Annotated in this window: 21 protein-coding genes; 13 read left to right on the top strand and 8 right to left on the bottom strand. The window is 41.9% G+C overall.

Features of this window, described 5'->3' with window-relative positions:
• Positions 1-26 precede the first annotated feature (26 nt).
• Both MKY16_RS17490 and MKY16_RS17485 read right to left on the bottom strand, forming a co-directional pair.
• Positions 27-1703, bottom strand: coding sequence for a hypothetical protein (locus tag MKY16_RS17490; RefSeq protein WP_340956396.1), 1677 nt, complete (start codon positions 1701-1703; stop codon positions 27-29).
• Positions 1704-2101: 398 nt separating this feature from the next.
• Entirely contained in the window at positions 2102-3520 is a 1419-nt protein-coding gene (locus tag MKY16_RS17485; RefSeq protein ID WP_340956394.1) for a hypothetical protein, read from the bottom strand.
• Positions 3521-4248: 728 nt separating this feature from the next.
• Here MKY16_RS17485 and MKY16_RS17480 point away from each other — a divergent pair.
• From MKY16_RS17480 to MKY16_RS17470, 3 genes are read left to right on the top strand one after another with little or no spacing between them, the layout of a single operon-like run.
• Positions 4249-5223, top strand: a complete 975-nt coding sequence (locus MKY16_RS17480) for an ABC-three component system protein (RefSeq protein WP_340956392.1) — start codon at positions 4249-4251, stop codon at positions 5221-5223.
• A complete protein-coding gene (locus tag MKY16_RS17475) occupies positions 5207-5434 on the top strand; it encodes an ABC-three component system middle component 6 (RefSeq protein WP_274482269.1) in 228 nt (75 codons plus the stop codon). Before MKY16_RS17480 ends, MKY16_RS17475 begins: the two co-directional genes overlap by 17 nt.
• Positions 5425-7146: a DUF2326 domain-containing protein gene (locus tag MKY16_RS17470; protein WP_340956390.1), complete on the top strand. Its 1722-nt coding sequence runs from the start codon at positions 5425-5427 to the stop codon at positions 7144-7146. The genes MKY16_RS17475 and MKY16_RS17470 overlap by 10 nt, the downstream gene beginning before the upstream one ends.
• Before the next feature lie 223 nt (positions 7147-7369).
• Here the strand turns inward: MKY16_RS17470 and MKY16_RS26145 are convergent, their stop codons facing one another.
• Both MKY16_RS26145 and MKY16_RS17465 read right to left on the bottom strand, forming a co-directional pair.
• Positions 7370-7552, bottom strand: coding sequence for an IS3 family transposase (locus tag MKY16_RS26145; protein ID WP_445744867.1), 183 nt, complete (start codon positions 7550-7552; stop codon positions 7370-7372).
• 593 nt (positions 7553-8145) lie between these two features.
• The gene (locus MKY16_RS17465; RefSeq protein WP_340956388.1) at positions 8146-8373 is read right to left on the bottom strand and encodes a helix-turn-helix domain-containing protein; all 228 of its coding nucleotides are present in this window, start codon (positions 8371-8373) and stop codon (positions 8146-8148) included.
• A 108-nt stretch (positions 8374-8481) separates the two neighbouring features.
• Between MKY16_RS17465 and MKY16_RS17460 the strand changes: the two genes are divergently transcribed.
• From MKY16_RS17460 to MKY16_RS17430, 7 genes are all read left to right on the top strand, one after another.
• On the top strand, positions 8482-8748 hold the full coding sequence (locus tag MKY16_RS17460) for a hypothetical protein (protein ID WP_340956387.1): 267 nt from the start codon (positions 8482-8484) through the stop codon (positions 8746-8748).
• A 457-nt stretch (positions 8749-9205) separates the two neighbouring features.
• Positions 9206-10600 (top strand): TldD/PmbA family protein, encoded by a 1395-nt coding sequence (locus tag MKY16_RS17455; RefSeq protein WP_340956384.1) that lies wholly within the window; start codon positions 9206-9208, stop codon positions 10598-10600.
• Between the two features lie 3 nt (positions 10601-10603).
• Positions 10604-11947, top strand: a complete 1344-nt coding sequence (locus MKY16_RS17450) for a TldD/PmbA family protein (RefSeq protein ID WP_340956382.1) — start codon at positions 10604-10606, stop codon at positions 11945-11947.
• A 216-nt stretch (positions 11948-12163) separates the two neighbouring features.
• On the top strand, positions 12164-13555 hold the full coding sequence (gene thrC / locus MKY16_RS17445; protein WP_208332658.1) for a threonine synthase: 1392 nt from the start codon (positions 12164-12166) through the stop codon (positions 13553-13555).
• A 381-nt stretch (positions 13556-13936) separates the two neighbouring features.
• A complete protein-coding gene (gene gdhA, locus MKY16_RS17440) occupies positions 13937-15313 on the top strand; it encodes an NADP-specific glutamate dehydrogenase (protein ID WP_165149692.1) in 1377 nt (458 codons plus the stop codon).
• A 243-nt stretch (positions 15314-15556) separates the two neighbouring features.
• Positions 15557-15949 carry a MarR family winged helix-turn-helix transcriptional regulator gene (locus MKY16_RS17435; RefSeq protein WP_013311380.1) on the top strand — a complete coding sequence of 131 codons (393 nt, stop codon included), beginning with the start codon at positions 15557-15559 and terminating at the stop codon, positions 15947-15949.
• Positions 15950-16000: 51 nt separating this feature from the next.
• On the top strand, positions 16001-16654 hold the full coding sequence (locus tag MKY16_RS17430; RefSeq protein WP_069010473.1) for a nitroreductase family protein: 654 nt from the start codon (positions 16001-16003) through the stop codon (positions 16652-16654).
• Positions 16655-16797: 143 nt separating this feature from the next.
• On the opposite strand, the gene MKY16_RS17425 is transcribed toward MKY16_RS17430, so the two are convergent.
• The 3 genes from MKY16_RS17425 to MKY16_RS17415 form a co-directional block, all read right to left on the bottom strand.
• A complete protein-coding gene (locus tag MKY16_RS17425) occupies positions 16798-17955 on the bottom strand; it encodes a VanZ family protein (RefSeq protein ID WP_340956378.1) in 1158 nt (385 codons plus the stop codon).
• Positions 17956-17962: 7 nt separating this feature from the next.
• Positions 17963-19306 carry an amino acid permease gene (locus tag MKY16_RS17420; RefSeq protein ID WP_340956375.1) on the bottom strand — a complete coding sequence of 448 codons (1344 nt, stop codon included), beginning with the start codon at positions 19304-19306 and terminating at the stop codon, positions 17963-17965.
• A gap of 294 nt (positions 19307-19600) precedes the next feature.
• Complete coding sequence (locus tag MKY16_RS17415) at positions 19601-20905, bottom strand: VWA domain-containing protein (protein WP_340956374.1); 1305 nt, start codon at positions 20903-20905, stop codon at positions 19601-19603.
• A gap of 179 nt (positions 20906-21084) precedes the next feature.
• Between MKY16_RS17415 and MKY16_RS17410 the strand changes: the two genes are divergently transcribed.
• On the top strand, positions 21085-23079 hold the full coding sequence (locus MKY16_RS17410) for an AraC family transcriptional regulator (RefSeq protein WP_340956370.1): 1995 nt from the start codon (positions 21085-21087) through the stop codon (positions 23077-23079).
• 186 nt (positions 23080-23265) lie between these two features.
• On the opposite strand, the gene MKY16_RS17405 is transcribed toward MKY16_RS17410, so the two are convergent.
• Complete coding sequence (locus tag MKY16_RS17405; protein ID WP_029515549.1) at positions 23266-24318, bottom strand: 2,3-butanediol dehydrogenase; 1053 nt, start codon at positions 24316-24318, stop codon at positions 23266-23268.
• A gap of 340 nt (positions 24319-24658) precedes the next feature.
• Here MKY16_RS17405 and MKY16_RS17400 point away from each other — a divergent pair, with 340 nt between their 5' ends.
• Both MKY16_RS17400 and MKY16_RS17395 read left to right on the top strand, forming a co-directional pair.
• Entirely contained in the window at positions 24659-25696 is a 1038-nt protein-coding gene (locus tag MKY16_RS17400; protein ID WP_013311372.1) for a LacI family DNA-binding transcriptional regulator, read from the top strand.
• A gap of 117 nt (positions 25697-25813) precedes the next feature.
• The gene (locus MKY16_RS17395; protein WP_340956368.1) at positions 25814-26464 is read left to right on the top strand and encodes a hypothetical protein; all 651 of its coding nucleotides are present in this window, start codon (positions 25814-25816) and stop codon (positions 26462-26464) included.
• Position 26465: the final 1 nt, after the last annotated feature.

Here is a 26465-nt window from a genome sequence, read left to right as displayed (position 1 = left end):
GTTGCATTCCTCTTTTTCAATTCTTATTATATTGTTCTGTTTATCCAATCATTTAATAAATTTAATGATGTAATTTCAACACCCTTTTTATTAAAATTTGTATTAATTGAAATGTTATGGTTTTTGAATACAATTAAAGGAATTATCTTATTGATTTTTGTTTGAAAGATATCTTCAAGTACTATTAAATTATTTTTTATTTCAATCATTTCATATGCTATTTCATTTATATAGTCAATTGTTTTACCGATATCTTTTTTTAATCCAAAGGTTGTGAATTTATATGTAATATCCTTACATTCAGATACAATTAGAACATCATTAATTACTGTAAGAATATCATATTCACAATTAAAACTGAATTTTTTACCTTTGTAATTAAAGTCTTTTGCATTAGTAAACACTTTATTGGTGTGAATTTTAAAAATATTTGACGCTGTTAAAACAGTTTCATTTTTAATATTGTTCTTAATAATATCTGAATTATCTTTTGTACACTCAGGAATCAGATTATACATCAATCTTGAACTTAATAATTGAACGCTGTTTATTAATAAGGGCAGAGAAAGTAAATATATAGATTGGCTAGAAATCTCAAGTTGTAATAAAGGTTTTTCTAAAAGTCTATATCTATATTTATCTAATGGATCTAAATATTCACTATGATCTGAGATTCTCAATGTTAAATAGTCTATTAAACACTCGGCCTCGTCTTCTTTGCATTTTGTAACATTCTGAACTAAAGACACTAAATTTATCTTAGAAAAGATATGAGCTAATCTTTTTTCTTTTTCAATACTATAAGACTCAAACTCTAATAGCGAATTCAGGTAATCAAAATCAAACCCTAAATTTTTTTTGAAATTATTTTTCAATTCATCTGCTATTTTGGGGAGATCTTCAAAAGGCATTTTAGTACGTTCATCAACAATTTCTTTTTTAAACTTATTTAAAACCTTGTGCCAGTTGTTATCTTCAAAAGAAATCACACCATTTATTATTTTAATATTTTTGTTTTGAAAGACTCTGCTCATTACCAATTCTCTTTGGGAAATTAAAGTAATAGCCGAGTAACTAAGGTAATACATTTGACGAAAAGCATCCCTATTAAAATTATAAAGGTGACTCTTTGATAATTTAGGCTTCATTATTAAAGCAAATAAATACTGAATGATAGCTTTATCAAGGCCTTGAATACTATCTATGTCATGATCCATAATGCCATTACTTGATTCAATTGCTTCCAGTAAACTAGATTCAAGAAGATTAATGCTTTTGATATTAACTAATTTCAAATCTCCACGTAAAATTAACCTTGTCCGTTGATGAAATTGAATTATATAGGAACTTAATACATATAGGTTTATAAGCATGTCTTCTTTATCAAATGTTTCAATTATTAGTAATAGCTTATCTGTTATTTGATTGATTAGCAAATTGAAAAAAATTTTTATATCTTTAGAAAGTATATCTAGGTTTAGCATTGCATTATACTCAAGTAATTCGTAAATTAGGGCATTATGTTTTTCTAATGGAATATTTTTATGATTCTTAGCAAATAAAATAAAATCTCCTGCTTTACTATATTGTACATGAGTTTCTATGAGATTGAGTGAGAATAAATCAAGGTACACAGTGTCTAGTTCACATTTCTCGATACTTTTCGATATGCTAATTAATTTATCAGTAAAATGTTTATTCATTTTCTCGGATCTCCTAATATGTAAAAGTAACAAAAAAATTATTAAAAAGGAACGAAGTTTAGTATTTATAGGTATCACTAGAATATTGGTTTTAAATTATTGTACTAGACATAAATGAAAGGAAAAAGTATTTTTATAATATATTCTTAATGTGTCACATTTCTAAACATTGACTTTATAAAGGTAAAATTGAGTTTTTTTTGAAATTTCCAATAGATAATTCATTGTTATTATTTAAGTATAAAAGAAGGTTGATTTTAGGTCTACATTTCATTTTGAAATGCAGACCAAGGTAGTGACATTGTTTAAGTACCAATTATATTGCTCAATTAAAATCTATTTTGAATAATTGCTAGAAGGCTACTATGGATACAGACGAACTATAAGGCATATTTCCATTATTTCAATGAAGCTTGGACTAGCCCTGGCTTGGACAATATAGCTAAAAGGTCAGTCTTTAATAAGTCACCTGATAAGTACATTGTCATGATCTCCATGAGTATCGGAGTAGATAACACAGTAATTTTTCGTTGTTTAGCATCTTTAATCATTTGTGGAGCAATTGGTTCACGCTTATCTGGTGCCTTCGAATATTGGTCATTCAAGATAAGTAAGGTTGCATATATCTCCCTGGCTGGAAATTCATCACGAAAAGTCTTAAGATTGTCTTGTACTTTATTTAACATGACTTTATTCAGCGAACGGCTGCCACCTTTAACTTCTATAGCAATTCGTTTACTATTAATGATTGCAATCAGATCAAAGAGTCGTGGCTTATTTTGAAGATCGCGCTTGAGGTCTAAGTCAGTAATTTGAGCTCCAAAAATTTCCTTGAAGGCTCGTTGAACAGCAACAACTAATCGTTCATCTGATTGAGTTAATAAATCGATAAATGTCATCATAATACTCTCTTGATTTTGAAGTTGATCTTCCTTGTATTTAAATTCCTGTAACAGTCGTTCCTTTTCAACTTTTAAAAGCAGTTTTTTTTTGCTTAAGATATTTGGAGTATATGCTCCAGCCCAACGGTCAGGGAACCAGCCTGGTCGGAACTGAGGCAAAAATTCATTTAGAATATATGCAATGTAATGGCCTCTTTTTTCCGTATTCTTGATGTTTGGGAGCACAATCAATTCACTATTACCTTCCTGTAAAACGAAGGAAACAGCTTGGTTCTTAACATTAGTAAATAACGACTGGAAGTGCTTGGGATTCCTTTTCCTTCTAGTAAAGAAGGGCTTATTTTCTTGTTGAGGAGTAGTAAAGGCTACTTCCCATGCAAGATCTTTTTTGAATTTCTCATATAAATCCTTAACAGCACGATCAGAGTTGGAATAAGAAATGGAAATTGGACCTGTCTTTGGGGCAATATCAGTAATAGTAAGGAATTGGTGAACATTTAAAAGCCATGTGTAATTATGTTTTTTTTCCTCAGAACTCATATCGTGTTGCAATTCTCCTGCAATCACCACGACAGGAATACCCGCTTTTAGGGCCTCTTGGATTTTTGGCGAGAGTTCTCTTATTGCATAGCTACATTCATAAATTACTGCATCGGAGTTAAAATATACTATACTTTTCCGTTGCGGAGTTCCCATTTCTTTTTCTAAGTTCTGAAGCTGATCAATTCTTTCTACATTTTGGTTATCAGAAGCATTCATAAAATCAATTAGAATCATTTGAAATTCTTGAGGGGCAGGGATAGCTTCAAATCCTTGCCCATCGTAGCGTCGAACCAAACTTGAAGAAAACGCGTCAAATGACGGACTTAACTGTGCATTGGTCTTAGAATAAACGTCGAGAAGCCAGATTTTCATGCTTTCACCTCAAATTAAGCGTGTCATTGTTAAAAAGTGGAGCTCATATATATAATAATAGTAGCATACCTCCTAATTCAAAGTTCTACAATTCCTGTAAATGTGTAGCAGCGTTCAGTCAAATCCTAACAATAATTTCTAGTCTGTTGTATCCATCTTTATAGTACTTTATGGATGAATAATTGGATTTATAGTACAATTGGAACCTTACATGTAGTATAAAATTTCAAAGAGATAGTATAGGAAATATATATAATAAAAAGGAATATATCCCTTTTGTTGTCTCGACACATGTGGAGTGCGTGGTAGTAATATATCGAGATGAAAAGCATTGATGAACAAGGATTCAAGAGCAACTTGAATATGTTCCTGCATTCAAAAAAGTCTTTAGGGTTGAGTGGGGGAACATATATTATTTACATACATAAGGGGCACGGGAAACGAATAGATACGTAAAAATCCTTTGTTTTCAACACTTTGCGGGTTTCATGGCCTTCACGAAGGATGGCGCTGATTTCAAAATAAGGTGAGAAGGACAAAATCGAGGTTTCGGTCGTGCTGAACCTTGGTTTTGACGTCGAGTGTGTAGACATGTAGTAAAGTGTATGGAGCGTCTTTATTAGACGCTTTTTTTATTGAACTTCAATAGGGAGAGGAAATTCCAATGATTTGTCGAATAGTCAATGAACGTGGTTAAAATCATTTCTGAATAGGGGTATGTATGACTAATGAATCGAAGTAAATACTTCAATTATATAGAAGAAAAGCTGGAGGTTTTGGCAAGACGAATTGAAAAACGAGGAAAGATCAATTTATTGGATTTGAATATATATTCAGAGACGTTTTTTGCCGAATTAATGAATTTATTGTTTGGACTTACGTTGGTTAATATGAATATACTTAAACAGAATGTTGAAGGTATTGATTTGGTGGATGTAAACCACAAAGTTGTTGCTCAAGTATCTTCAACCTGTACAAAACAAAAAATTGAAGGCTCGTTAAATAAGGATATATTCCGTAGGTATTCAGGTTACCGTTTCATTTTTGTTTCAATTGCTAAGGATGTAACCAAACTTCGGGATATGAGTTTTATTAATCCACATAGTGCTGCTTTTTCTCCCACGGATGACATTGTGGATATAAACACATTATTAAATGTTATACTGAGCATGGAAATCGACAAACAGCGTGAGGTATTTGAGTTTGTAAAAAAGGAGCTTGGAAATGATGTTGATCTACTTAAAGTAGATACGAATCTTGCGACCATCATAAACATACTTGCAAATGAGAATCTTGCTAACTGTATTGAATCGCCAGAGATTAATTCCTTTGAGATTGATAAAAAAATAACCTTCAATGATTTATCGGATGTCAAAGACACAATTGACGATTACAAGATATTTTACCAAAAGTTAGATGAAAAATATGCTGAGTTTGATAGGGAAGGCTCGAATAAAAGCTTTTCCGTTTTTCAAATTATCAAAAAGCAGTATACAATGCATCAACATGAAAAAGCTAACTCTAAAGAACTTTTCTACAGTATAATTGATAACATAACCAAGATAATTATCGAGAGCAAAAATTATATTGAAATTCCGTATGAAGAATTGGAACTCTGCGTCTGTATTTTAGTCGTAGATGCTTTTATACGATGCAAAATTTTTAAGAATCCGGAGGGATATAGCCATGTTATTGCCGGATAATATACATCCACAGCTTAGCATTTACTATAATGGATCTTTAGTTTTGAAAGAACTTAAACAACATGCCAAACAACAAGTATTTGATCTGTATCAAAGGATTAAAAGCCAATATAACATGTCTTTTCCCACTTTCATGCTTTGTTTAGATTGGCTTTATCTAATTGATTCTGCAAAGATAGACGAAGATGGATGGGTGGAATTATGTTCATAAAAACACTGAAAATAACGAGTCGCACAGGGACAATAAGAGAGCTGACTTTTCAATCTGGTTTGAACCTAATCATTGACGAAACACCATCCAATGATGATAAATCTACTGGGAATAATGTGGGGAAAACAACAGTATTAAAGCTAATTGACTTTTGTTTAGGGTCTAACGCTTCAATAATATATTCTGATACAGAGAATAAAAAGGAAGTCTATGAGTTGGTTAAAGATTTTCTTGTAACCGAAGAAGTATTGATTACTCTTATTCTTGTTGAGGATTTATCAGATGAGGCATCAGATGAAGTAGTAATTGAACGCAATTTTCTGCCAAGAAAAAAGAACATTAGGAAAATTAATGGGAAGTCAATACTTGATAAGGATTTTGAAGACGAGTTACAGGGGCTTCTTTTTCCCGACCATAAGGCTGAGAAACCTACATTCAGACAGATCATCTCTCACAATATTAGATACAAGGATGAGAATATAAGTAATACACTTAAGACTTTGGACAAGTATACCTCTGATGTGGAATATGAGACTTTATATTTGTTCTTATTAGGTTGTGACTTTGATGAAGGGGCAAAGAAGCAAGCATTAGTGGCAAAAATAAAACAAGAAGAAGCCTTCAAGGAAAGACTGGAAAAAAAGCAAACAAAAACAGCTTATGAAATTGCTTTAGAAATGATTGAAGCAGAAATAGCTCAATTAAATGAGAAAAAATCAAATTTCAATTTGAACGAAAATTTTGAAAATCAGTTAGATCAACTTAACTTTGTAAAATTTCAAATAAATAAAAGTAGTTCAAACATAAGTAAAATGAAAATTAGAAAGAACCTCATAGAAGAGGCTAAAAAAGAGATTGAAAATAGCAAAGCTGATATTGACTTGAAGCAATTGGAAGTACTGTATGCTGAGGCTAATGCAAATATTTCTAACTTACAAAAGACCTTTGAAGAGTTAGTAGCGTACCACAACAATATGGTTGTAGAAAAAATTAAGTTTATAACTGCTGATTTACCTTCTTTAACTGTAAAAATTGAGACTGAAGAAAAGAACTTAAATACATTGTTATCTCAGGAGAGAGAGTTGGCAATGACTATATCTAAAGGTGACTCCTTTGAGGAGTTAGAAAAGATTATAACTGAGTTGAATGATAAATATAGAATTAAGGGTGAATATGAGAGTATTATCTCGCAATTAGATGAAGTAGAGGGAAATATTAGTGAGATTGATGCTCAAATTAAAGTAATTGATGATGTTTTATTTTCAGGAAGTTTTGAAGAAAAGTTAAGAGCCCAAATTCATAAGTTTAATAAATATTTTTCTGAAATTTCTTTTGAATTGTACGGTGAGAAGTATGCATTGAAGTATGATAAAGTTATTCATAAAAAGAGCCAGCAGCAGATATATAAATTCAGTGCATTCAATGCTAATTTAAGCTCAGGCAAAAAACAGGGTGAGATTTTATGCTTTGATCTTGCAGCTATATTATTTGCTGATGAGGAAAAAATACCGAGTTTGCACTTCCTTCTAAATGACAAAAAAGAATTAATGCATGATAATCAACTGATTAAAGTTGCAGATTATGTAAGTAAAGAAAATATTCAATTAGTGGTTTCTATTCTGAAGGATAAGTTGCCTGTAAGCCTACTTGATAAAGCCCATATTGTTGTAGAATTATCTCAGGAAAATAAGTTATTTAAAATAGAGGAATAACTTATCTTGAAATTAAAATCATCTCGTGTGACCAGGAGAGCGCCAGGATTACCGGACGCTCTCTTTTTATATAGATATTTATTAAGAGCCGGTTGCCCTGAAATTCAGCGCAGTTGGCTTTTTTACGTCGAAGGGAGGAATTGCGATGACAGGTAATCGCCCTGGCTAATCAAAAGGGAGGTGTTGGATTTTTAACAGTAAATTAAACAACTTTTTTTAAGGGCTATTTTCTGTAATTGATGGATGTCATATAATCCAGTGTTCCATGTATCTGGTATTTGTTATACAAGTTTACATCATCACAGAGTTCCAGTTCCAAGTGACGAAGGCTATGAAAGTTCTTCTGGTTTACGAATTCTGTTTTCATGACTTTAGAGGTGGCCTCGGGACAACCTTCAAGTTTCAACGACCTAGCAGCATGTGCTGGGTCTTTTCGTCATATTCTCACTTGTTTTCAAAACATAAACTTTTCTTCTCTTAAGGAATGCTTTTTCCAAAGTAAACTCTTTTAATACGAACATGTATACGATACAATAGAACGGGAACATTTGTTCCTTTTTCAGGCTAGAAATATCGGAGGATTCGTATGATCAAAAAAAGACAGTACCACCTATGACAATATCAACTTGACGATGTTGTAGAGAGAAGCGGGGAATTTTCGCTGGTCTCCACTCAAGCAGAAGCACAAACAAGTGAAACCTTTATGTATAACATTTTGCACGAGAAAATAATGAATAAGAATCTGATGCTACAACAGAAAACATAACCAATCAACATACTGACAATCCAAAATCCAATAGCAGCAAGCCGATCAGGAAAAAGAAAAATATTTTCCCAATCATGACCATCGAAACGGAACATGGACGTAATCAGGAGGAAATGACAAATTTCAAACGTTTGTTGGAAAAAGGCTTACAGCCATCTATTCAAATGCAAATGATCAAGAGAATGCTCAGCATACCTATGTGTTTCTGGGTGAGGACGAAAAGTTAATGATGACTATTCCTTTTCTTCCATCTCAACCAGATCAATAATCTCACGAATATCTTCAATATCCATAGCCTCGGCTATTCTTTCGATATGATTAAAATTGATGCTCTCACGTTTACCTGATTGAAGTTCGCTTAGAGCAGCGTGTCGTACATCAGATAAACGTGAGAGTTCCCTCAAGGAAATATTATGTTTTCTCGTAATTTCGTTAATTTTCACAACTACTTTTTTTGCCATTAGGTTGCCCACCTTATTTTACAAATTTTTCTTGACGATACGCATAAACGTAACATATAATTTTTGTAAAACTGGTACTTATATACGTACCAAAAGGTGGGAAATATTTTGACTTCTCAGAGTGACATGGTAGCGGAGTATGAAAAGTTAGTAGAACTTGAAGAGCAATACACAGAGAGGATTCAAACTTGTATTAAATTACTTGGAGATGCGTTTAACATTATCGCTGCCAAAGCAGGAGCGTTGAGCATGGATTCAGTTAAGGAAGCGGCTTATTATTTACACTCAACGGAGATTGAACTAAACCATGTTTTGTACTATATCCGTTTAGAGAAAAGTATTTTAACTAATCAGTTAGAGATTGAAACAAAATGAAGCAAACCCAAGCATAGCAGCAGAGGGGACGGAATCGTTCTGAAGGAGCGGAGCGTTCGGTTGAAAGCTTTCCATAGGAAAGCTGCTTCGTAAGCATAAACCGCCACCGGATTTTTACCGTTAAAATATAATCAAAACAATCTGGGGGCAACAGCGATCGGAAGAATGATCCGTCCACGTAGCGTCCTTACATGCATGTACTTGCTCAATCCACCCAGTAATCAATTTGCTCAAATAACCCGACATGACCCATCACGGTCTGATCGGGTTTTTACATTTCACTCCCTCCATCCCTATACATAAATCTTCACGTCCCTCCCAACACCGTCACCCAGATAGTTACACCCACTCCCAAGATCATGTATAGTAAAGTTATGGGAAATAAACATGAACCCGCATATGTTCTTGATTGCTTAGACGTACAATATGAAACATGGCAAAAATGAGGAGGAACGTAATGATACATCCAACACAGATTCAGGATATGCTGCAAGCCGCGCTGGAGACGGGCGGAGATTTTGCAGAGGTGTTCGTCGAGGACCGTACCAATGGACAATTGGGCATGACCGGGGGCGTCGTGGATACGGCGCTGTCAGGCCGGGATTTCGGGATTGGCATTCGGATCATGAAGGAGCATTTCTCGGTGTACGCCTACACCAGCGATATGAGCGAACAGAGCCTGATCAGACTGGCCAAATCGGCTGCTAAGGCTATTCGTGGCGGTGGAGCGCCAGGTACACACACCATTACACTCCATCCCCATGCGATCCCTAACCAACATCCGATTGCGATCATTCCTGACGGTTCCCAGAAACGCGCCAAGATTGATATGATGAGACGGGCGCATGAGGCGGCAAGTCAATATGATCCTTCCATCACGCAAACCTCTGTTGGGATCAGCAACTCGATCCAGAACGTATTGATCGCCAATAGCAACGGACTGCTGGTGGAGGATACCCGTACGTATACCCGCATGAGAATAAGTGCGATTGCGACTGATGGGGAGCATAGACAATCCGGGTTCCGTGGGCCGGGAGCGTATGCTGGGACTGAATTTCTGGAAAATCTGAATATCGAAGAAAATGCGAGACACGCCGCTCGGATTGCGTCCACGATGGTCAAAGCAGGATATGCGCCTAGCGGCAGACTGCCTGTCGTGATTGAGAATGGCTTTGGCGGCGTTCTTTTCCACGAGGCGTGTGGGCATGGACTGGAATCTACGGCGGTGGCGCATGGAACCTCCGTGTTTGCCAATAAAATCGGGCAGCAGGTGGCTTCACCGCTCGTTACAGCTATAGATGATGGAACGATTCCGAATGCATGGGGCTCGCTCAATATCGATGACGAAGGAGCGCCGACACAGCGCAACGTATTGATCGAGAATGGTATTTTAAAAGGATATCTGATCGACCGCATGGGTTCGCGCCAGATGGGTGTACCTGCGACAGGATCGGGAAGAAGACAGTCCTATAAATTCGCGCCTGCATCCCGTATGAACAATACGTTCATTGCAAATGGCGAGTCTACCCGTGAAGAGATCATTGCCAATACGGAGTACGGGATCTATGCCAAATCGCTGGGCGGTGGTTCGGTGAACACCTCGACGAGCGAGTTTAATTTTGCAGTTGAAGAGGCGTACATGATTCGCAACGGTAAAATTGCAGAGCCGGTCAAAGGCGCGACATTGATCGGCAAAGGGATTGAAACCCTGCAAAATATTGATATGGTCGGCAACAATCTGGATCATGGTCAGGGGATGTGTGGCTCGGTCAGTGGAAGTCTTCCGGTCAACTGCGGACAGCCTACTATACGGGTGTCCGAGATGACCGTCGGTGGACGGAAGGGGGAATAGGCGATGAATATTCATCAATTTCAGGAAGCATTGTTCGCCAAAGGCCGGGAAATGGGCTATGCGGATATGGAAATCTACTATGTAAATGGACGTTCTACCTCGGTAAAGGTACTGAAGGGAGAAATTGACCAATATACCATCGTAGAGAATGGCGGACTTTCCTTCCGTGGTGTCATTAACGGGAAAATGGGCTATGCCTCTACGGAAAAGCTGGAACCGGATGTGATCGACTTCTTATTGGAAGAAGCACGCAGCAACGCGGATATATTGGAGAGCGAGGAGCAGGATGAGCTGTTTGCGGGCTCTGAGAGCTACCCTGAGCAGCCTGCTTATGCCTCAACGCTGGCTGACACAGTTCCTGAGATTCTGATCGAAGCGGCGCTAGAAATGGAGCGTACAGCGCTTGCCGCAGATCCAAGGATTGTGATGGCTCGGCATTGCTCGGTCAGCATTCGTGAAAATGAGGTCCTGATTGTGAATACTAAAGGACTGAACTGTCATCGTCGCAAAAGTCTGGCGACCGCTTATGTGTATGTGATTGCAGCAGACCATGGCGAAACCGTTACCGGGGGCTGGCATGATTATTCCCTGCGGAGCGTGGAGGAGATCGATATTGCGGATGTGGCGCATAAAGCCGTACAAGAGGCTGTTTCCAAGCTGGGTGCGCACACGATCCAATCGGATAACTATCCAGTCATTTTCCGTCATGATGCAGCAGCGCAATTGCTGGCTGCGTATACGTCGGTATTTTCTGCGGAGTCGGTGGATAAAGGCTTTTCACGCTTGGCTGGGAAACTGGGACAAAAGGTGGCAAGCGAACATATCACACTGATTGATGATCCGCTGATGGAGAATGTTCCGGCAGGCAGCACGTTTGATGCGGAAGGCAGTGCGACACGCCGCAACGAGATCATCAAGGATGGAGAACTGCGGACGTATTTCCATAACCGCAAGACGGCCCGTAAGGCTGGGGTGGAAAGTACCTCTCATGCTTCCAAGGGCAGCTATAACGGTAAAATTGGGGTGTCGTATCATAATCTGTATGTGGAACCAGGCACGTCTACGTTGGAAGACATGATTCGCAAGACGGATCGCGGGTTGATGATCGTCGAGCTGCAAGGGCTGCATGCGGGTACGAATACGGCGTCTGGTAATTTTTCGCTGGCTTGTCTGGGCTACTGGATTGAGCAGGGGCAAGTGGTCAGAGCGGTTAATCAAATTACCGTATCGGGCAACTTCTTTGACGTACTACAGCAGGTAGAGGAAGTTGGCAACGATTTGCGTTTTACAGGAAGCTGCACATCTCCTTCGCTCAAGCTGGCTGCACTCTCGATTTCAGGCTCCTAATGGCTGAAGCAGCCTGCTTTTTTTCAGACTTACGACCTGTTCCTGACGTTCTGATTGTCTAGCAATGATAGATGCCTGATGCATCGGGGTATGGTAAAGTAGGAGAAAGTCTTTAAAATATGAAAAAAAGGCTTGGTTACAGCACCGCGACAGGGTATTATAGACAATAATATATTCGAAAAAAGGTTCGAATTGAATTTTTATTGGGGGATGTATATGAGATATATAAGCACTAGAGGTCGAGTAGAAGCCAAGGGATTTATTGATACTGTGCTCATGGGGTTAGCTGACGATGGAGGTCTAATGGTACCGGAGCAGATTCCGACCGTGTCGGCAGCTACTTTGGAGCAATGGGCGACATTGAGCTACAGAGAGCTGCTGCTGGAAGTTTTTGCGCTGTATATCAATGATGAGATTCCTCGTGAAGATTTGGAGCAGCTGGTAGAGCGCAGTTATGCAAGCTTCCGCCATCCAGAAGTTACGCCAGTGAAGAAGATCAACGATTCCCTATCTATTTTGGAGCTGTTCCACGGGCCTACGTTCGCGTTCAAGGATGTGGCGCTACAATTCATGGGGGAATTTTATTCCTACGTGTCCAAAAAGCAGAATGAAATCATTCACATTTTGGGTGCAACCTCGGGCGATACCGGGGCAGCAGCGATTCAGGGCGTGCGCGGCAAGGAAGGAATTAAAATCTGTATTTTGCACCCACACCAAAAGGTGAGCAAGGTACAAGAGCTGCAAATGACGACGGTAGACGATGAGAATGTACTGAATCTGTCCGTAAAAGGGAACTTTGATGATTGTCAAAAGGTCATTAAGGACCTGTTTGCCGATCTGGATTTCAAAGCCAAACATCATTTGCGGGCGATTAACTCAATTAACTTTGTGCGCATTTTGGCGCAAACCGTATATTACTTCTATGCTTATTTCCGGGCACAGGAGTCTGCGGGTACGAAGAAGATCAATGTCAGCGTGCCATCCGGCAACTTTGGCAATATCTTTTCCGGCTTTCTTGCGAAGAAAATGGGTCTGCCCATCCATAAGCTGATCATTGCCACGAACGAAAATAATATTTTGGAGCGCTTCGTGAAGACTGGCGAATACCAACCGGGCGATTTCAAAAGCACATACAGTCCTTCCATGGACATTCAGGTGGCAAGCAATTTCGAAAGATACCTGTACTACTTCCTCGGGGAGGATGCGGCCAAGGTATCTGAATACATGGATAAGCTCAAAACCGAGGGACGGATTGTGATCGGTGCAGAGGATTTGAAGCGTGTCCAGCAGGATTTTGAAGCGCTGGGTGCTTCGAATGAGCAGTGTCTGGAGCTGATCAAAAAATACAAAGCCGAGTACGATTATTTGCTGGATCCGCATACAGCTTGCGGTATTGCCGCGTATGAGGCGTATAATAGCGCGGATGAAGTATGTGTGACCTTTGCGACAGCGCATCCAGCCAAATTTGATGAGGCCATTCGTCTGGTAGATATCAAGCAGGAGTTCCCGGCACAAATTGAACAATTGTTCTCGAAATCGCAGCATCAGCAGGTGGTAGAGCATGACGAAGCAGAAATTGTGCGTCAGCTTGAAGCCTTTTATGTGTAACAGAATGGGAAAAGAGGCTACGCCCTGTGCGCAGCCTCCTTTTTTATATCCATATTTTCCAGATATGATGTATGTATTAGTTTGAATTTGTTCACATTATAATGCCATATAGAGTAAGGTGTTGGGGCCTTAGAAATCGTGGAAAAAGCCCGTAAATCAAGGGATTTAGCTTCAGGAAACTAACAGGCAATGAGAGGTTCATAGAGTTATTTAATGAAGGATACAAAAATCTTTTATAGGCGAATTTGCTGTATTATTATAAAAAATCATGTATAGTTAACTAAATTTTATGAATACATAAGGTTCCACTCTCGAAGGTGCAGAATCAAGTCGTTCCGTCATTTAACAGAGGGGCTAATTATAAAAGGGGTGTATTAAGTAATGACCATGATCCGTCCAGAGCAGAGTCAACAAGCAGCAGCCGAATATGTGCAGTCCGTTTTTGAGAAGGTTATCGCGCGCAATCCTCATGAGAATGAATTCCATCAGGCCGTCAAGGAAATATTGGATTCACTAATTCCGGTATTGGCTAAGCATCCTAAGTATATGCAGCAGGGGCTTCTGGAACGGCTAGTGGAGCCGGAGCGAGTCATTACCTTCCGTGTACCTTGGGTGGATGATGCGGGGGTTGTACAGGTCAACCGTGGCTTCCGTGTGCAGTTTAACAGTGCGATAGGGCCTTATAAAGGTGGACTTCGCTTCCATCCGTCTGTCTATCTGGGAATCGTCAAGTTTTTGGGTTTTGAGCAGATTTTCAAAAATGCATTGACGGGTCTTCCCATTGGTGGTGGTAAAGGCGGCTCAGATTTTGATCCCAAAGGGAAATCAGATAACGAAGTGATGCGTTTTACACAAAGCTTCATGACGGAGTTGTATAAATATATTGGTCCGGATGCCGACGTTCCGGCAGGGGATATTGGCGTAGGTGGCCGCGAGATCGGTTACATGTTCGGACAATACAAACGGATTCGCGGAGGACATGAAGGCGGTGTCCTGACGGGCAAAGGGATTCATTACGGAGGCAGTCTCACACGTACGGAAGCGACCGGTTACGGTTGTGTGTATTTTGTAAACGAGATGCTGCAGGCGCAGGGATCATCCTTTGAAGGAAAACGCGTCGTCGTGTCTGGCTCGGGGAATGTATCCATCTATGCGATTGAAAAAGCACAGCAGCTTGGCGCTACAGTCGTGGCATGTAGTGACTCGAATGGCTACATCTATGATCCAGACGGTATCGATCTGCAGCTGGTGAAGCAGCTGAAAGAAGTGAACCGTCTGCGGATTAGCGAGTATACGCAAGAGCGTCCAGGCGCAATCTATACAGAAGGCTGTTCGGGGATCTGGTCGATCCCATGCGACATCGCACTGCCATGCGCCACACAGAATGAAATTGACGAGCAAGCAGCTCAGCTGCTGGTAAGCAATGGCGTAAAAGCTATAGGCGAAGGTGCCAATATGCCATCGTCGCTACAGGCCATTGAAGTGTTTTTGGACAATGGAGTTCTGTTTGGGCCAGCCAAAGCTGCCAATGCAGGCGGAGTAGCGGTCTCGGCGCTCGAAATGTCGCAGAACAGCATGCGTCTGTCATGGACCTTTGAGGAAGTGGATGCCAAGCTGCATGATATTATGAAAAATATCTATGCTAACAGTGTGAAGGCGGCTGAGGAATACGGCGTGCCGGGCAATCTGGTTGTCGGAGCCAATATCGCAGGATTTGTGCGTGTGGCCGACGCAATGCTGTCCCACGGGATTATTTAGCACAACGGAACATAATAAAGTTGAATTGAAGCTGAGCGGCTCTTGTGCGAGTCGCTCAGCTTTTATTTGCAAAGAGCACTTTATTTTTCTCAGGGACTTGATTTATCTTTAAAGAGGATGTATATTACTTGATAGATCAATAATTGATAGATCAAAGGTCGGATCATGAAGCCCAGCGATATGCTTAAGGGAGGAGAGATTGATATCACCCAGACACCATCCGAGCCTGAGTATATTTTTGACATGCTATTGTTGCTGAACAAGCAGATTAGCTCCAAGTTTGAGCGTTGTGCAGGAGTCAGTGCATCCAGATTGCAGCTATTGTGCAAGTTGTATCAAGTGCAGGAGATTAGTCAAACTCTGCTGCAAAAAGAGGTTGGCATTGATGCTGCAGCCGTAACGCGCCATTTGAAACAACTGGAAGCAACAGAAATGGTCACACGACGCACGAAGCCAGAGGACAACAGGGTTACCTTGGTAAGCCTGACCGATTATGGGCGTGCACGCATTGTCATCTTTAAGCAGGAGCGTTCACAGTTTGTAGCTCAGCTGCTACAGAGCTTCGACGAGACCCAGCGGCACCAGCTAGCTGATATGCTGCAAGTGATGAATAGTCATATATCCGATATGGACTGACAACATTTTTTTAACATTACTATACCCACAGAGGGATAAGGAGAGATTGGAATGAATAATACGAATACATCCAGTACTGTAAAAACGAATGATTTTAAAGAAATCGCCCTGGGACGCCGTTCGGTAAAAGTATACGATCCGTCCGTGAAGATCAGCCGTGAGGAAATGACTGAGATTTTGACAGAAGCTACACGCGCACCATCTTCCATTAACCTGCAACCTTGGCGTTTCCTCGTTATTGACAGCCCTGAAGGTAAAGCCACACTGGCACCATTGGCCCGTTTCAACCAACGTCAAGTAGAAACATCTTCGGCAGTGATCGCTGTGTTTGGAGATTTGAACAACTTTGATAATTTCGAACAAATTTTCGGAGAAGCTGTAGAACTGGGCTATATGCCAAAAGACATTAAAGAAATGCAACAGGAAAAAGTAGCAGCTCACTTTGCAGCGCTTGATCCCGTTGTGAACAAAGAAACGGTCTTGATCGACGGTGGTTTGGTATCCATGCAGCTTATGCTGGTGGCGCGCGCTCATGGATACGACACCAACGCTATCGGCGGTTATGAGAAGGATCAAATTGCTGAAGCCTTTGGTCTGGACAAAGATCGTTATGTCCCTGTTATGCTCATTTCCATGGGTAAAGGAATCAACGATGGTCATCCTTCCACACGTTTACCTATTGATCAAATTGCACAGTGGAAATAAGTTAAGTTATATCTATATGCAACATAAAAATATACGCAAAATAAAAACAGGCGGAGCAAAGGCACATCCCTTTGCTTCGCCTGTTTTTTTATTCGCCAGGATGCAATGCAGATCCGGGGCTTGATGACGTGTCGATCCTCTGGTTATTTTTGTACTATATTCGCTCCCGACGTCTGTGTTGGGTCAGCGGGGTCATTCTGAGTAGGATGGTAGCGCTTGGGCCATATAATCTGGTGCGAAGTATGACTAAGCTCCTCATAAAATAACGGTGCTTTCTTGAATAGGCGTATGACTAGATGGAAAAAGAACCATCCGTTCATCACCAACAGCACAAGGCTGATCATAACATTTATCCAAGGAGACAGATGAGATCCCAGTACAGATCCACCTAGTACGTAATTAAGTCCAAAATACAACCAATACAAGAGACTGTAGCGCTTAATGAGCTCCCACAGGGCAACTCTTTTTCCTCTCCCTATCAGATGAATGCGTACCAGCCACTTCCCCGGAGTTCGTCCATTTGTCAGGTAAGGAACCACCATAAAGTAAATTCCACTGGAAACCCAGAAAGCAGCAGATACATGCATGGACTCCATAATGCTGAGCAACCCTGCCCAAAGGATAGAATCCACTAAATAGGCTACTCCTCGTCTCGTATAGGACACCCGTTTGGTCGTAATGTCCAAGTGCTTGTCCAGATGTTCCAAACGGGGAAGGAAGCGTGAGAACCATTCGCCGAGCAGAAAGCCCATCATACCGCCCAATGTGTTAGCCAGCAGATCGTCCACATCGAACACACGATACGCATGGTCAAAAAATCCATACAGTCCTGTCAACTGTGTCACTTCAAAGAAGAGGGAGAGGATAAAGGACAAAATCAGACACCATCCCCATCGTGCACGGAAATAATAACGTAAGAACATACCGAAAGGCACAGTCATCACAACGTTAAAAACGACTTGCAGAAAAGCACGCTCCTTCAGCAAATGAACATAGCTGGAGAGATGGGCGGGTGAGACGGATGTTTCTCTTATAATGTCTTGAACGAACTGTAAGGGTATCAACTGCAACGCTCCCCCGGTTAATGCAGCATTATGACGCGATGCCGGAAGCGGTAATATGACCAGAAAAAAGGCGTTCATCAAGTATAAAAGCATCAAGTAAAGCAGCCATGCTCTAGCCTTGTGAATATAGCCATACCTGCGATATTGCACGATTAGGAATGGCAGTGTGAACAATAACGCAGCAAAAGGAAACGCAAGAAAGGCATATGAAACAGGAAACAGGTACGATTGAATCATGTGCTGCTTACGCCTGCTTTCTCCGGAACTTCACTAACGACCAGATGATCAGAAATGCCATGAACGCCACGCACACGCTAATGCTGATGCGATTTTGCGGGTCAAGCAAGAACAGGAACGCAATGACCCATAGACATCCTACTGTAACTGCCGTTACATAAGGGAATCCCCATATCTTGAAAGTAGGCTCCACGGGATAAGATTTGCGCAATTTCAATTGGGACAGACAAATGCAGCTCCAGACGAGCAGCACGACAAAGCCAGGTACAGCCATCAAAATACGGAACAGCCCGTCCTGAGCGATATAAGCAACCATGGAACCGACAATCAGGACTACAGCGCAGAATTTGAGACTATTCACTGGAACCCCATTAGAAGATACGCGAGCGAGTGATTTAGGACCTTCTCCATTGACCGCCAACGAATGCAGCATACGTGTAGCCCCGTAAATCCCCGAATTGGCGGCAGACAGTACAGCAGTGATCAGAATAAAGTTCATGACATGAGCCGAGCCTTGAAGCCCTACAGAAGACAATACCTGTACAAACGGACTGGTATTCGTATCCAGTTGGTTCCAGGGAATCAAGCCACAAATAATGAGAATGGGCAACGTGTAGAACAGAACAACGCGAAGAATGAAGCTTTTAACCACTTTAGGCAGCACCTTTTCCGGGTTTTCTGTCTCCGTCAACGTCAGTCCAATCAGCTCGGACCCTCCGTATGAAAAGGTAACGACCAGCAGCGCTGAAAAGATAGCCAACCAGCCATTGGGTAGAAATCCGCCGTGCTGCACATAGTTGCTTAGATAAGGTGGAGTTTCCGTGTGAATAATCCCGAACAGTATACAGCCACCCAAGGCGATGAAGATAATAATCATGGCTATCTTAATACCCGCAAGCCAAAATTCCAGTTCTCCTAAACCGCCGACACTCAGCATGTTGACGACAATAATGAAAGCCGCACTCACTAAACTGAGTACCCATAGAGGGACATCTGGCAACCAATATTGCAGGAAACTTCCCGCAGCAATGACCTCAATGATACAGACGGCCAGCCACATGAAGCAATACAACCAGCCGATAATAAAGGACAATCGTTCTCCAAAAGCTTTGCGAATAAAATCCTTCATATTCATGTTGGGATAGACGGTAGCCATCTCGGCAATTGCGCCCATAACGACCAAGAGCAGGAGTCCAGCGAAGACATAGGATAGAATAACACCTGGTCCCGCCAAGCTAATCGTTTCGGTGCTTCCTTTAAAAATACCCGTTCCGATGACTCCACCCATAGCCATAAAGGTAATATGCCGTGGGAGCAGCTTTTTGTGCAAAGTTGCTTCATTTGATTTCAATATGAAATCCTCCTTCATATAGTGTATAGCTTCAGCATAGCCCAAACAGGGTTACTTCAATTAGACTTATACTACATGAAAATATCCAATTAGGAAATGAAAGAAATAGGATATGGTAGGGAGATTGAAATCGATAGAGGACAAACTGAAGATAACAGAGGCAGAATGCTGGCGCTGAGGATTGCTTTATCAGCGATCATTGTGCCTCTTATTGCTCTACTTGGTGATATTTAAGTGATCACGCAGGGGGCATGAGGGCGTTAATCTGGTGCAGTATTGGCGTTACGGCGGGAACTAGCTCCGCAATATTCCTTTAGCCTGTACTTGCTTGAGCCAACTAGGAAACTCATTCAGCAGACGGTCGTACAATTCTGCATCTGTCACGGAGTCAATGTCATCCAAGGCAAAGAAATCTGCATTATCTACTACGCGGCCGCGCATCTTATCCAACTTTCGAAGAATTCCGTAATCGGCTTTACCAAGACCTACAAATTGCCAGAAAATCGGAGTGCTTGAGCTTTTAATCAGCAGCTGTTCTATTTTTTTTTGTTCATAAATACCTCCATCACTAAAAAAGATAATGTAGGTCGGGATCATGTCGTTGGGATCTTCTTTTGTGTATTTAAGTATGATATCCTTCATGACTTCTGGCTCGTTATTGCCCCACCCCAGCTCACTATCTTCACTAGGCTCAGCATAATTCCTATGAATGTAATTCTCGAAATTCCTCTCTGTGACGCTTGGAGCACGTTTGGCTTTGTCCGCAAAAAACCATACATCCATTTCACCATCGTCATCCATACAGGCGGCTACAGCCAACACACGTTCGCAGGCTTTTTGCACAGTCCCACCCGTGTACAATTTGAACATAGAAATAGAAGCATCGAATACAACCGCTACACGTGCTTTTTCACGGTCTATTTTTTTCTTTTTCAGTGAAAATTGTACATTCTGCTTGTGCAGATTAATTCTTGCGTTAATGGGGGCAGTCTCTTTTCCGCCAGCTTTAGCACCTACCGCGCTTAAGATCGCCGATGTAGGGATGTTCATCTGAACGGTATCCACTGGCGATTCCGTTTCCTCCACGGTCACACCATGAGCTTCGGCAAGCGGCTTTAGTCCTCCGTTGAAACCACGCCCAACTGCGCGAAGCTTGAAGCCAGACGTATGACGATACACTTCTGCCAGCACAAGCGATGTCTCACTGGTGGCTTCGGTGATTCTGTAGGTGATATGGGATTGCTTGCCTTGAGCAGTAACTGAGCAGCCGACCACATCGGCAAAAGTACCTGGGCCGTCCAGTGTGGCCGCAAACACACATTTTTCCACCCCGGTTCGTTCCAGTTCCTGGAGCGCTACAGTAAACTCAGTGGTTCTGTCATTTGGACGCTGTAACCGTACATGGCCGTGCGGGTCAGCGGGTTGATTGTAAAAAACGAAATAGTCATCTGAGGAAACCTTTCCGTCTGCTCCTACCATAAAACAGCTAACATCCAGTTCGGCAGGTGCATGCTTCCATGTAATGGTGACCCGCACTGTATCTTCCTTACTGAATGGTGCATTAGCTCCTGTACTCAATGCAACGTTGGGACCGCTCATGCTGTCAAACCCCCTATGTATTTTAAATCTTGTATTATACAAATTGTACCATGGAAATGGTATATTCACTTTGTTTCGTGCAGGAATATTTGTCTCATGGTAGACGCAGTAAAAGATGATATATAATGAGGTTGGTTTGGATACAAAGTATGATATTTATGAAGCGGAGGCCTTGACAAGTGAAGCAGGACCGGAAAAAGCAGACAGGTTCCCACACCGGGACGAGTAAGGAGCATGAGGCTGACGAGCTGAACGAGCTGCTGTCCTTATGGCTCCACTCGTCGATCCGTGTCATGGATGTCCGGCATATTCGACTGGAGCCAGAAGAGTTGCTTCAACCGTATCGTCTTCCAGCGCAGGCTTTTGTATTTGTATTGCAGGGTAGCGTGCGTTTGGATGGTGATTGGAAGGATACGCCACATTCAGGGTACGTACTGCATGGCAGCAAAGGCTTTGAACTGAATATGAAACCCTCGCAATGTGGAATTGAATATATCCTTGTACTATATAAAGCGACTTCACTATCAGGACATACGGTGTATAATCATCCTTCGATAGCTCATGGTTTTGTACCGCCTTATCCGGTTATACTGTATCAAAAGCTTCAACTACTGAAGTACGCATGGCAGGATCAAGAGGCGCTATCCAAGATTCAGGCTCAGGGTCGGTTCTATGATTTTGCATATGAATGTATGAGGCAATTGCAGGAACCGAAGGCTCGAACTTCTGCGCGGGGTATCGTGACACAGGCCATTCGATTTATGCAGGATTGTTACGCGGAGTCCATTACGCTGGAACGTTTGGCCGGATTATTGGAATGTAGTCCGCGGCACCTGACCCGGTTATTTAAAAAACAAACAGACTGTAGCCCGATTACGTACTTGATTCAACTGCGAATGGACAAGGCGAAGGAGCTTTTGCGGAAGACGGATGCCACTTTACAGGATATTGCTGTCAGTGTGGGGTACCCGGATGTCTATTTCTTTAGCCGAGCATTCAAAAAATATACTGGCGTATCCCCGGTTCACTATCGGGACAGCCTATATTCATCTGCTTTTATGGGAGATACACGTCTAGATAATCCATTGAGCATGTCCGAATGTTCCATTGATTCGATAAGTGGCGCCCTGCATACTGGTATTGAGGATAATAATCATTATCAAAATTATGATGAAGGGATTTTACGAATGAATAGAAACGCAAAGCATTCCATGGCATTTATTTTATTGCTTAGTTTTACCCTGCTGCTCAGCGCGTGCTCAGACACATCCAGTCCTACGGCAACCGATGGTGCTTCGCAAGGGAACAATAATACATCAGCGGAACCAACATCACAGGAAAGGGTGCTGAAGGATGCACTCGGGCATGAGGTGAAGATTCCGGCTCAGCCTCAACGTGTGATCGCTTCTTATCTGGAGGATCATCTGGTGGCGTTAGGTGTTAAACCGGTAGCCCAATGGTCGGTGGGTAAAAATTCAGTTCAAGCTTACTTGCAAAAAGAACTGAAGGATGTTCCTACCATCGCTTCAGATCTTCCGTTTGAGGCGGTTCTGAACTTCAAGCCTGATTTAATCATTATGGACAGTGCGAGCATGGTGGAAGGCGACAAATATAATCAATACTCTAAAATTGCTCCAACCTACGTGGTAGGCAGTAATATGAACAATGATTGGCGTCAAGAACTGCTGACCGTGGGTGAGGTGCTGAATAAGAGCAATGAAGCGAAGCAGGCATTGAGCAACTACGACAAAAAAGCAGCAGAGGCTAAAGCCAAGCTGAGTCAGACGGTGGGACAAAAAACTGCGGCGGCATTATGGGTAACGGATAAAAACGTGTATGTCGTAAACCAGAATCTATCCAGCGGTGATGTATTGTATAAGGATTTGGGATTCAAGATTCCACAAGTCGTACAGGAGATTTCCAAAACGGCTAAGGCGAACTGGAGTAATTTATCGCTGGAGAAGCTGGCCGAGCTGGATGCGGATTATGTCTTTATCGTGAACAGCAAAAACGTAAGTAAAGAAGATATTGTAAAAGATCCTGTATGGGCGGGAATTCCAGCCGTTAAAGAAGGCCATGTATACGATTTTGGCAAGGATTCCAGCTGGTTGTATACAGGTACAATCGCAAACAGTCAAATGATTGACGATGTTCTGAAAAATGTAATTAAGTAATGTAATTAAGTAATGTAACTTAATAAACTAGATTACAATAAAACAGCGCTATTCTCACTTAACGGCAGAGGCCACAGTAGGAGAGCGCTGTTTTGTCTTTTTAATTCCGTATGGACTCTTGCCGTGCAATCCGGTTTTATAATAAAAGATGTCTGCATAGAGCAGACATCTGGTTTATTTTCTAAATTAGGCTTGCGGAGATACCAGGATTTTAACCTGATTTTTCTCTTTCAGGAGACCTTCAAAACCTTGCTCAATCACTTCTTCAAGCTTAATACGTTTGGTAACCAGCTTGTCGGCTGGGAAATATCCTTTTTCCATCAGGCTGATAACAGCCGGGAATACATCACGGTAGCCGATAATACCCGTCAGATTGCGTTCCTTCATGACAATATTGTTCGGTTTAATCGGAGCTTCTTTTTCAAAAATGCTGACGATCATGATTTGTCCGCTGATTTTAGTAGATTCAATAGCTTGAGTCAGCACAGGAGGTACTCCAGTGACTTCATAGGCTACATCTACGCCACCGTTGGTCCGTTTGTGCAGCTCTTGCACCACATCATAAGTCTTAGGATCAAGCACAATAGCACCCAACTCTTCAGCTTTAGCTTTACGCTCCTCAGAAAGCTCTACTGCATAAATCTCAGATGCGCCCGAAGCTTTCAACGCTTCAATAACCAGCAATCCGATAGGACCAGCGCCAAATACTACAGCTTTATCGCCGACTTTCAGTTGGCTTTGACGAACAGCATACAAAGCAACGGCCGAAGGCTCTACCAATGCGCCTTGCTCAAAAGATACGCTTTCTGGAATTTTGTGAACCATGTGCTCGTCAGCTGCGACATATTCAGAAAATCCACCGCCGCCGCCTGCCAGACCGAGGAAGCCCATTTTATCGCAAAGATTATATTTGCCTTGTTTACATGCATCACATTCTCCACATGCAAAAACCGGTTCTACAACGACACGGTCGCCAACCTGAATCTTGGTTACACCTTCGCCGATTTCGACGACTTGTCCAGAGAATTCATGTCCCATTACGATCGGTGCTTTTTCGCCAGTCAATGGATGCTGAGCATCTTGGGGAATAAAGATTGGTCCTGCTACATATTCGTGAAGATCACTTCCGCAAATGCCACACCATTCTACTTTGATTTTTACTTTTCCTGCCAGAGCGGCGGGCTGCTCAATGTTTTCCAATCGTAAGTCTTTTACTCCATGCCATCTCAATGCTTGCATGTTTGTCATCTCCTTGAAGAATATATGATCATTGCCTCTATAAAAGTGAATGAATTAGGAAACGTTTCCGAAAAATAATATGTCACAAATTTTACACATTGTCAAACCAAATTCATACAAAAAGCACTTGATTTTTTTGTGAATATAATCACTTGTGACTGCAGTGCTATATTTGGCTCGTTACTTTTATACAAAGAGATTTTGTGGATTTTTCAGTTGAAGCAAAGACAAGAAGAAAACGACTTCAATTTTTAGACACTCATTCTGTGCTATAATATCAGTATTAAGACTTTATTTTAGAAAGTCAGAAAACGATTCCGTTCTTGAAAGGATTTTGGGCGTGACAGATCAAAAGAAAGTAACCATAGAGGATGTAGCCAAGCGGGCAGGAGTCGGTATTGCGACTGTCTCCAGAGCTATTAACGATAGTGAGGGCATCAGCCCGAGAACGAAAGCCTTGATTTTGCAAGTGATTGAAGAGATGGGGTTTACGCCCAACACCTCGGCTCAAAGCTTGAAAGTGCGTCAGACACGACAAATCGCGCTGGCCGTGCCGGACATTCGTAACGCGATTATTCCAGAAATTGCATGGTCCGTAGAGCAGGCCGCCAAGCAGCATGGTTACCGTGTCGTGCAAATTAATACCGCCGGGAATGCCAGAATGGAGCTTGAAACCGTTCGTGAGGTCAAGAAGCTGCATGTCGACGGGCTCATCATTATGCCGCTGGCGTATCCGAAAATGTTGGTAGATCTGATTAACAAAGCTAGCGTTCCCGTGTCCATTATTAACTATGGCAAGAAGCTGGGCGAAGATGTCAAAGCGGATATCGTCAGTCTGGCCCGGCAAGAGGGAAGACTCGTGATGGAGCATTTGCTTAAAATCGGCAGAACAAGAATTGCCTATGCAGGTGCTGCGAAGGACAAAATCGAGGAAAGATACTTTGCTTATGAGCAGTCTCTCCAGCATGTGGACCCTTCACTCGTTTATTTTGGCGATGATTTCTCTTTTGAGACAGGGCTGCGTGCTGCCGATTATTTTTACAGCTTGAAACATATGCCGGATGCTATTTATGCGGTTAATGATATGGTGGCGATAGGGATCGTCAATCGATTTAAGGATTTGGGCGTAAAAGTGCCGGATGAGGTTGCTGTAGTCGGTATTGATAACAATCTGTGGGCTATGGTAACGACTCCTCAGATCAGCTCAGTTTCCATCATGGGGGAAGAAGTGGCGCGGTTGGCTGCGGAGCTGCTGCTCAAGCGGATTCAGGAACAGACACCTGGGGATTATGAGCGTGTGCAATTCGAGCCTCGTCTGATCGTGAGGGAATCCAGCGTCTCTGTGATCCGTAAGCCTACGGTTGGGCGTGACGCGTAGAAGTCTAGATGGAATCTTCCTTTGTTAGATGGATGAACGGTTGCAGGCGTAGCAAGATAGGAGTGGATTTTGGGCAATTATAACGACCATTGTTTGTTCAGACAGGAGAGTGGATTCATGTTAAAAGGGAATGGGTTCGTTTCTGCAGCTTGTACTGCACTAATGCTGGCTGTAACCATAGGGTGTACTCCCCAGCCAGTGGGACAGGATGCTGAAACTGTGGCGCCGTCCGGAGCAAACCATGGGGAGTCTAAGCAAACTGCAGCCGATACGCAGCATACCCAGCAAAGTAAAGAGGAGCTTGTGCTGTCCTTTTATAAGGATTCTTCCCTCAGTGATGAAGCAAAAGTACGTCATATAACGGACCATTTAGCAGGAATCCAATGGGGAAAGATGAACGAAAACAATGAACATCAAAGCCTGGAAATGATCGAATATTTGTATAGGCAGCGAGCTTTTATTCCATCGGAAAGTTTTCCAAATCTGATCCGAGCTTCTGAAGGATTGGATGGAGCTTTAAGCGAAAGCTATGCTGCCCTTATGGGAGATTTGTTTACAAGAGACAGAACTGCGATGACTCGAGCATTGGCAAATATGGATAAAACCAACCGCACACAAGGTATAGGAAGCATCGGGTATGCTCTCAGCTATAGAGAACCCAAGGAAGTCAAGAAAGAGATTCAACAATGGCAGGCAGGACAAAAGCTTACTACGGCAGAGAAGGATGTCATTCGAGCTTTGTTCGTCAAGCTGGATAATCCGTATTAAT

The sequence above is a fragment of the Paenibacillus sp. FSL L8-0641 genome, from assembly GCF_038006265.1.
Taxonomy (GTDB): Bacteria; Bacillota; Bacilli; order Paenibacillales; family Paenibacillaceae; genus Paenibacillus; species Paenibacillus polymyxa_D.
This window is presented reverse-complemented; position numbering and strand designations above follow the sequence as displayed.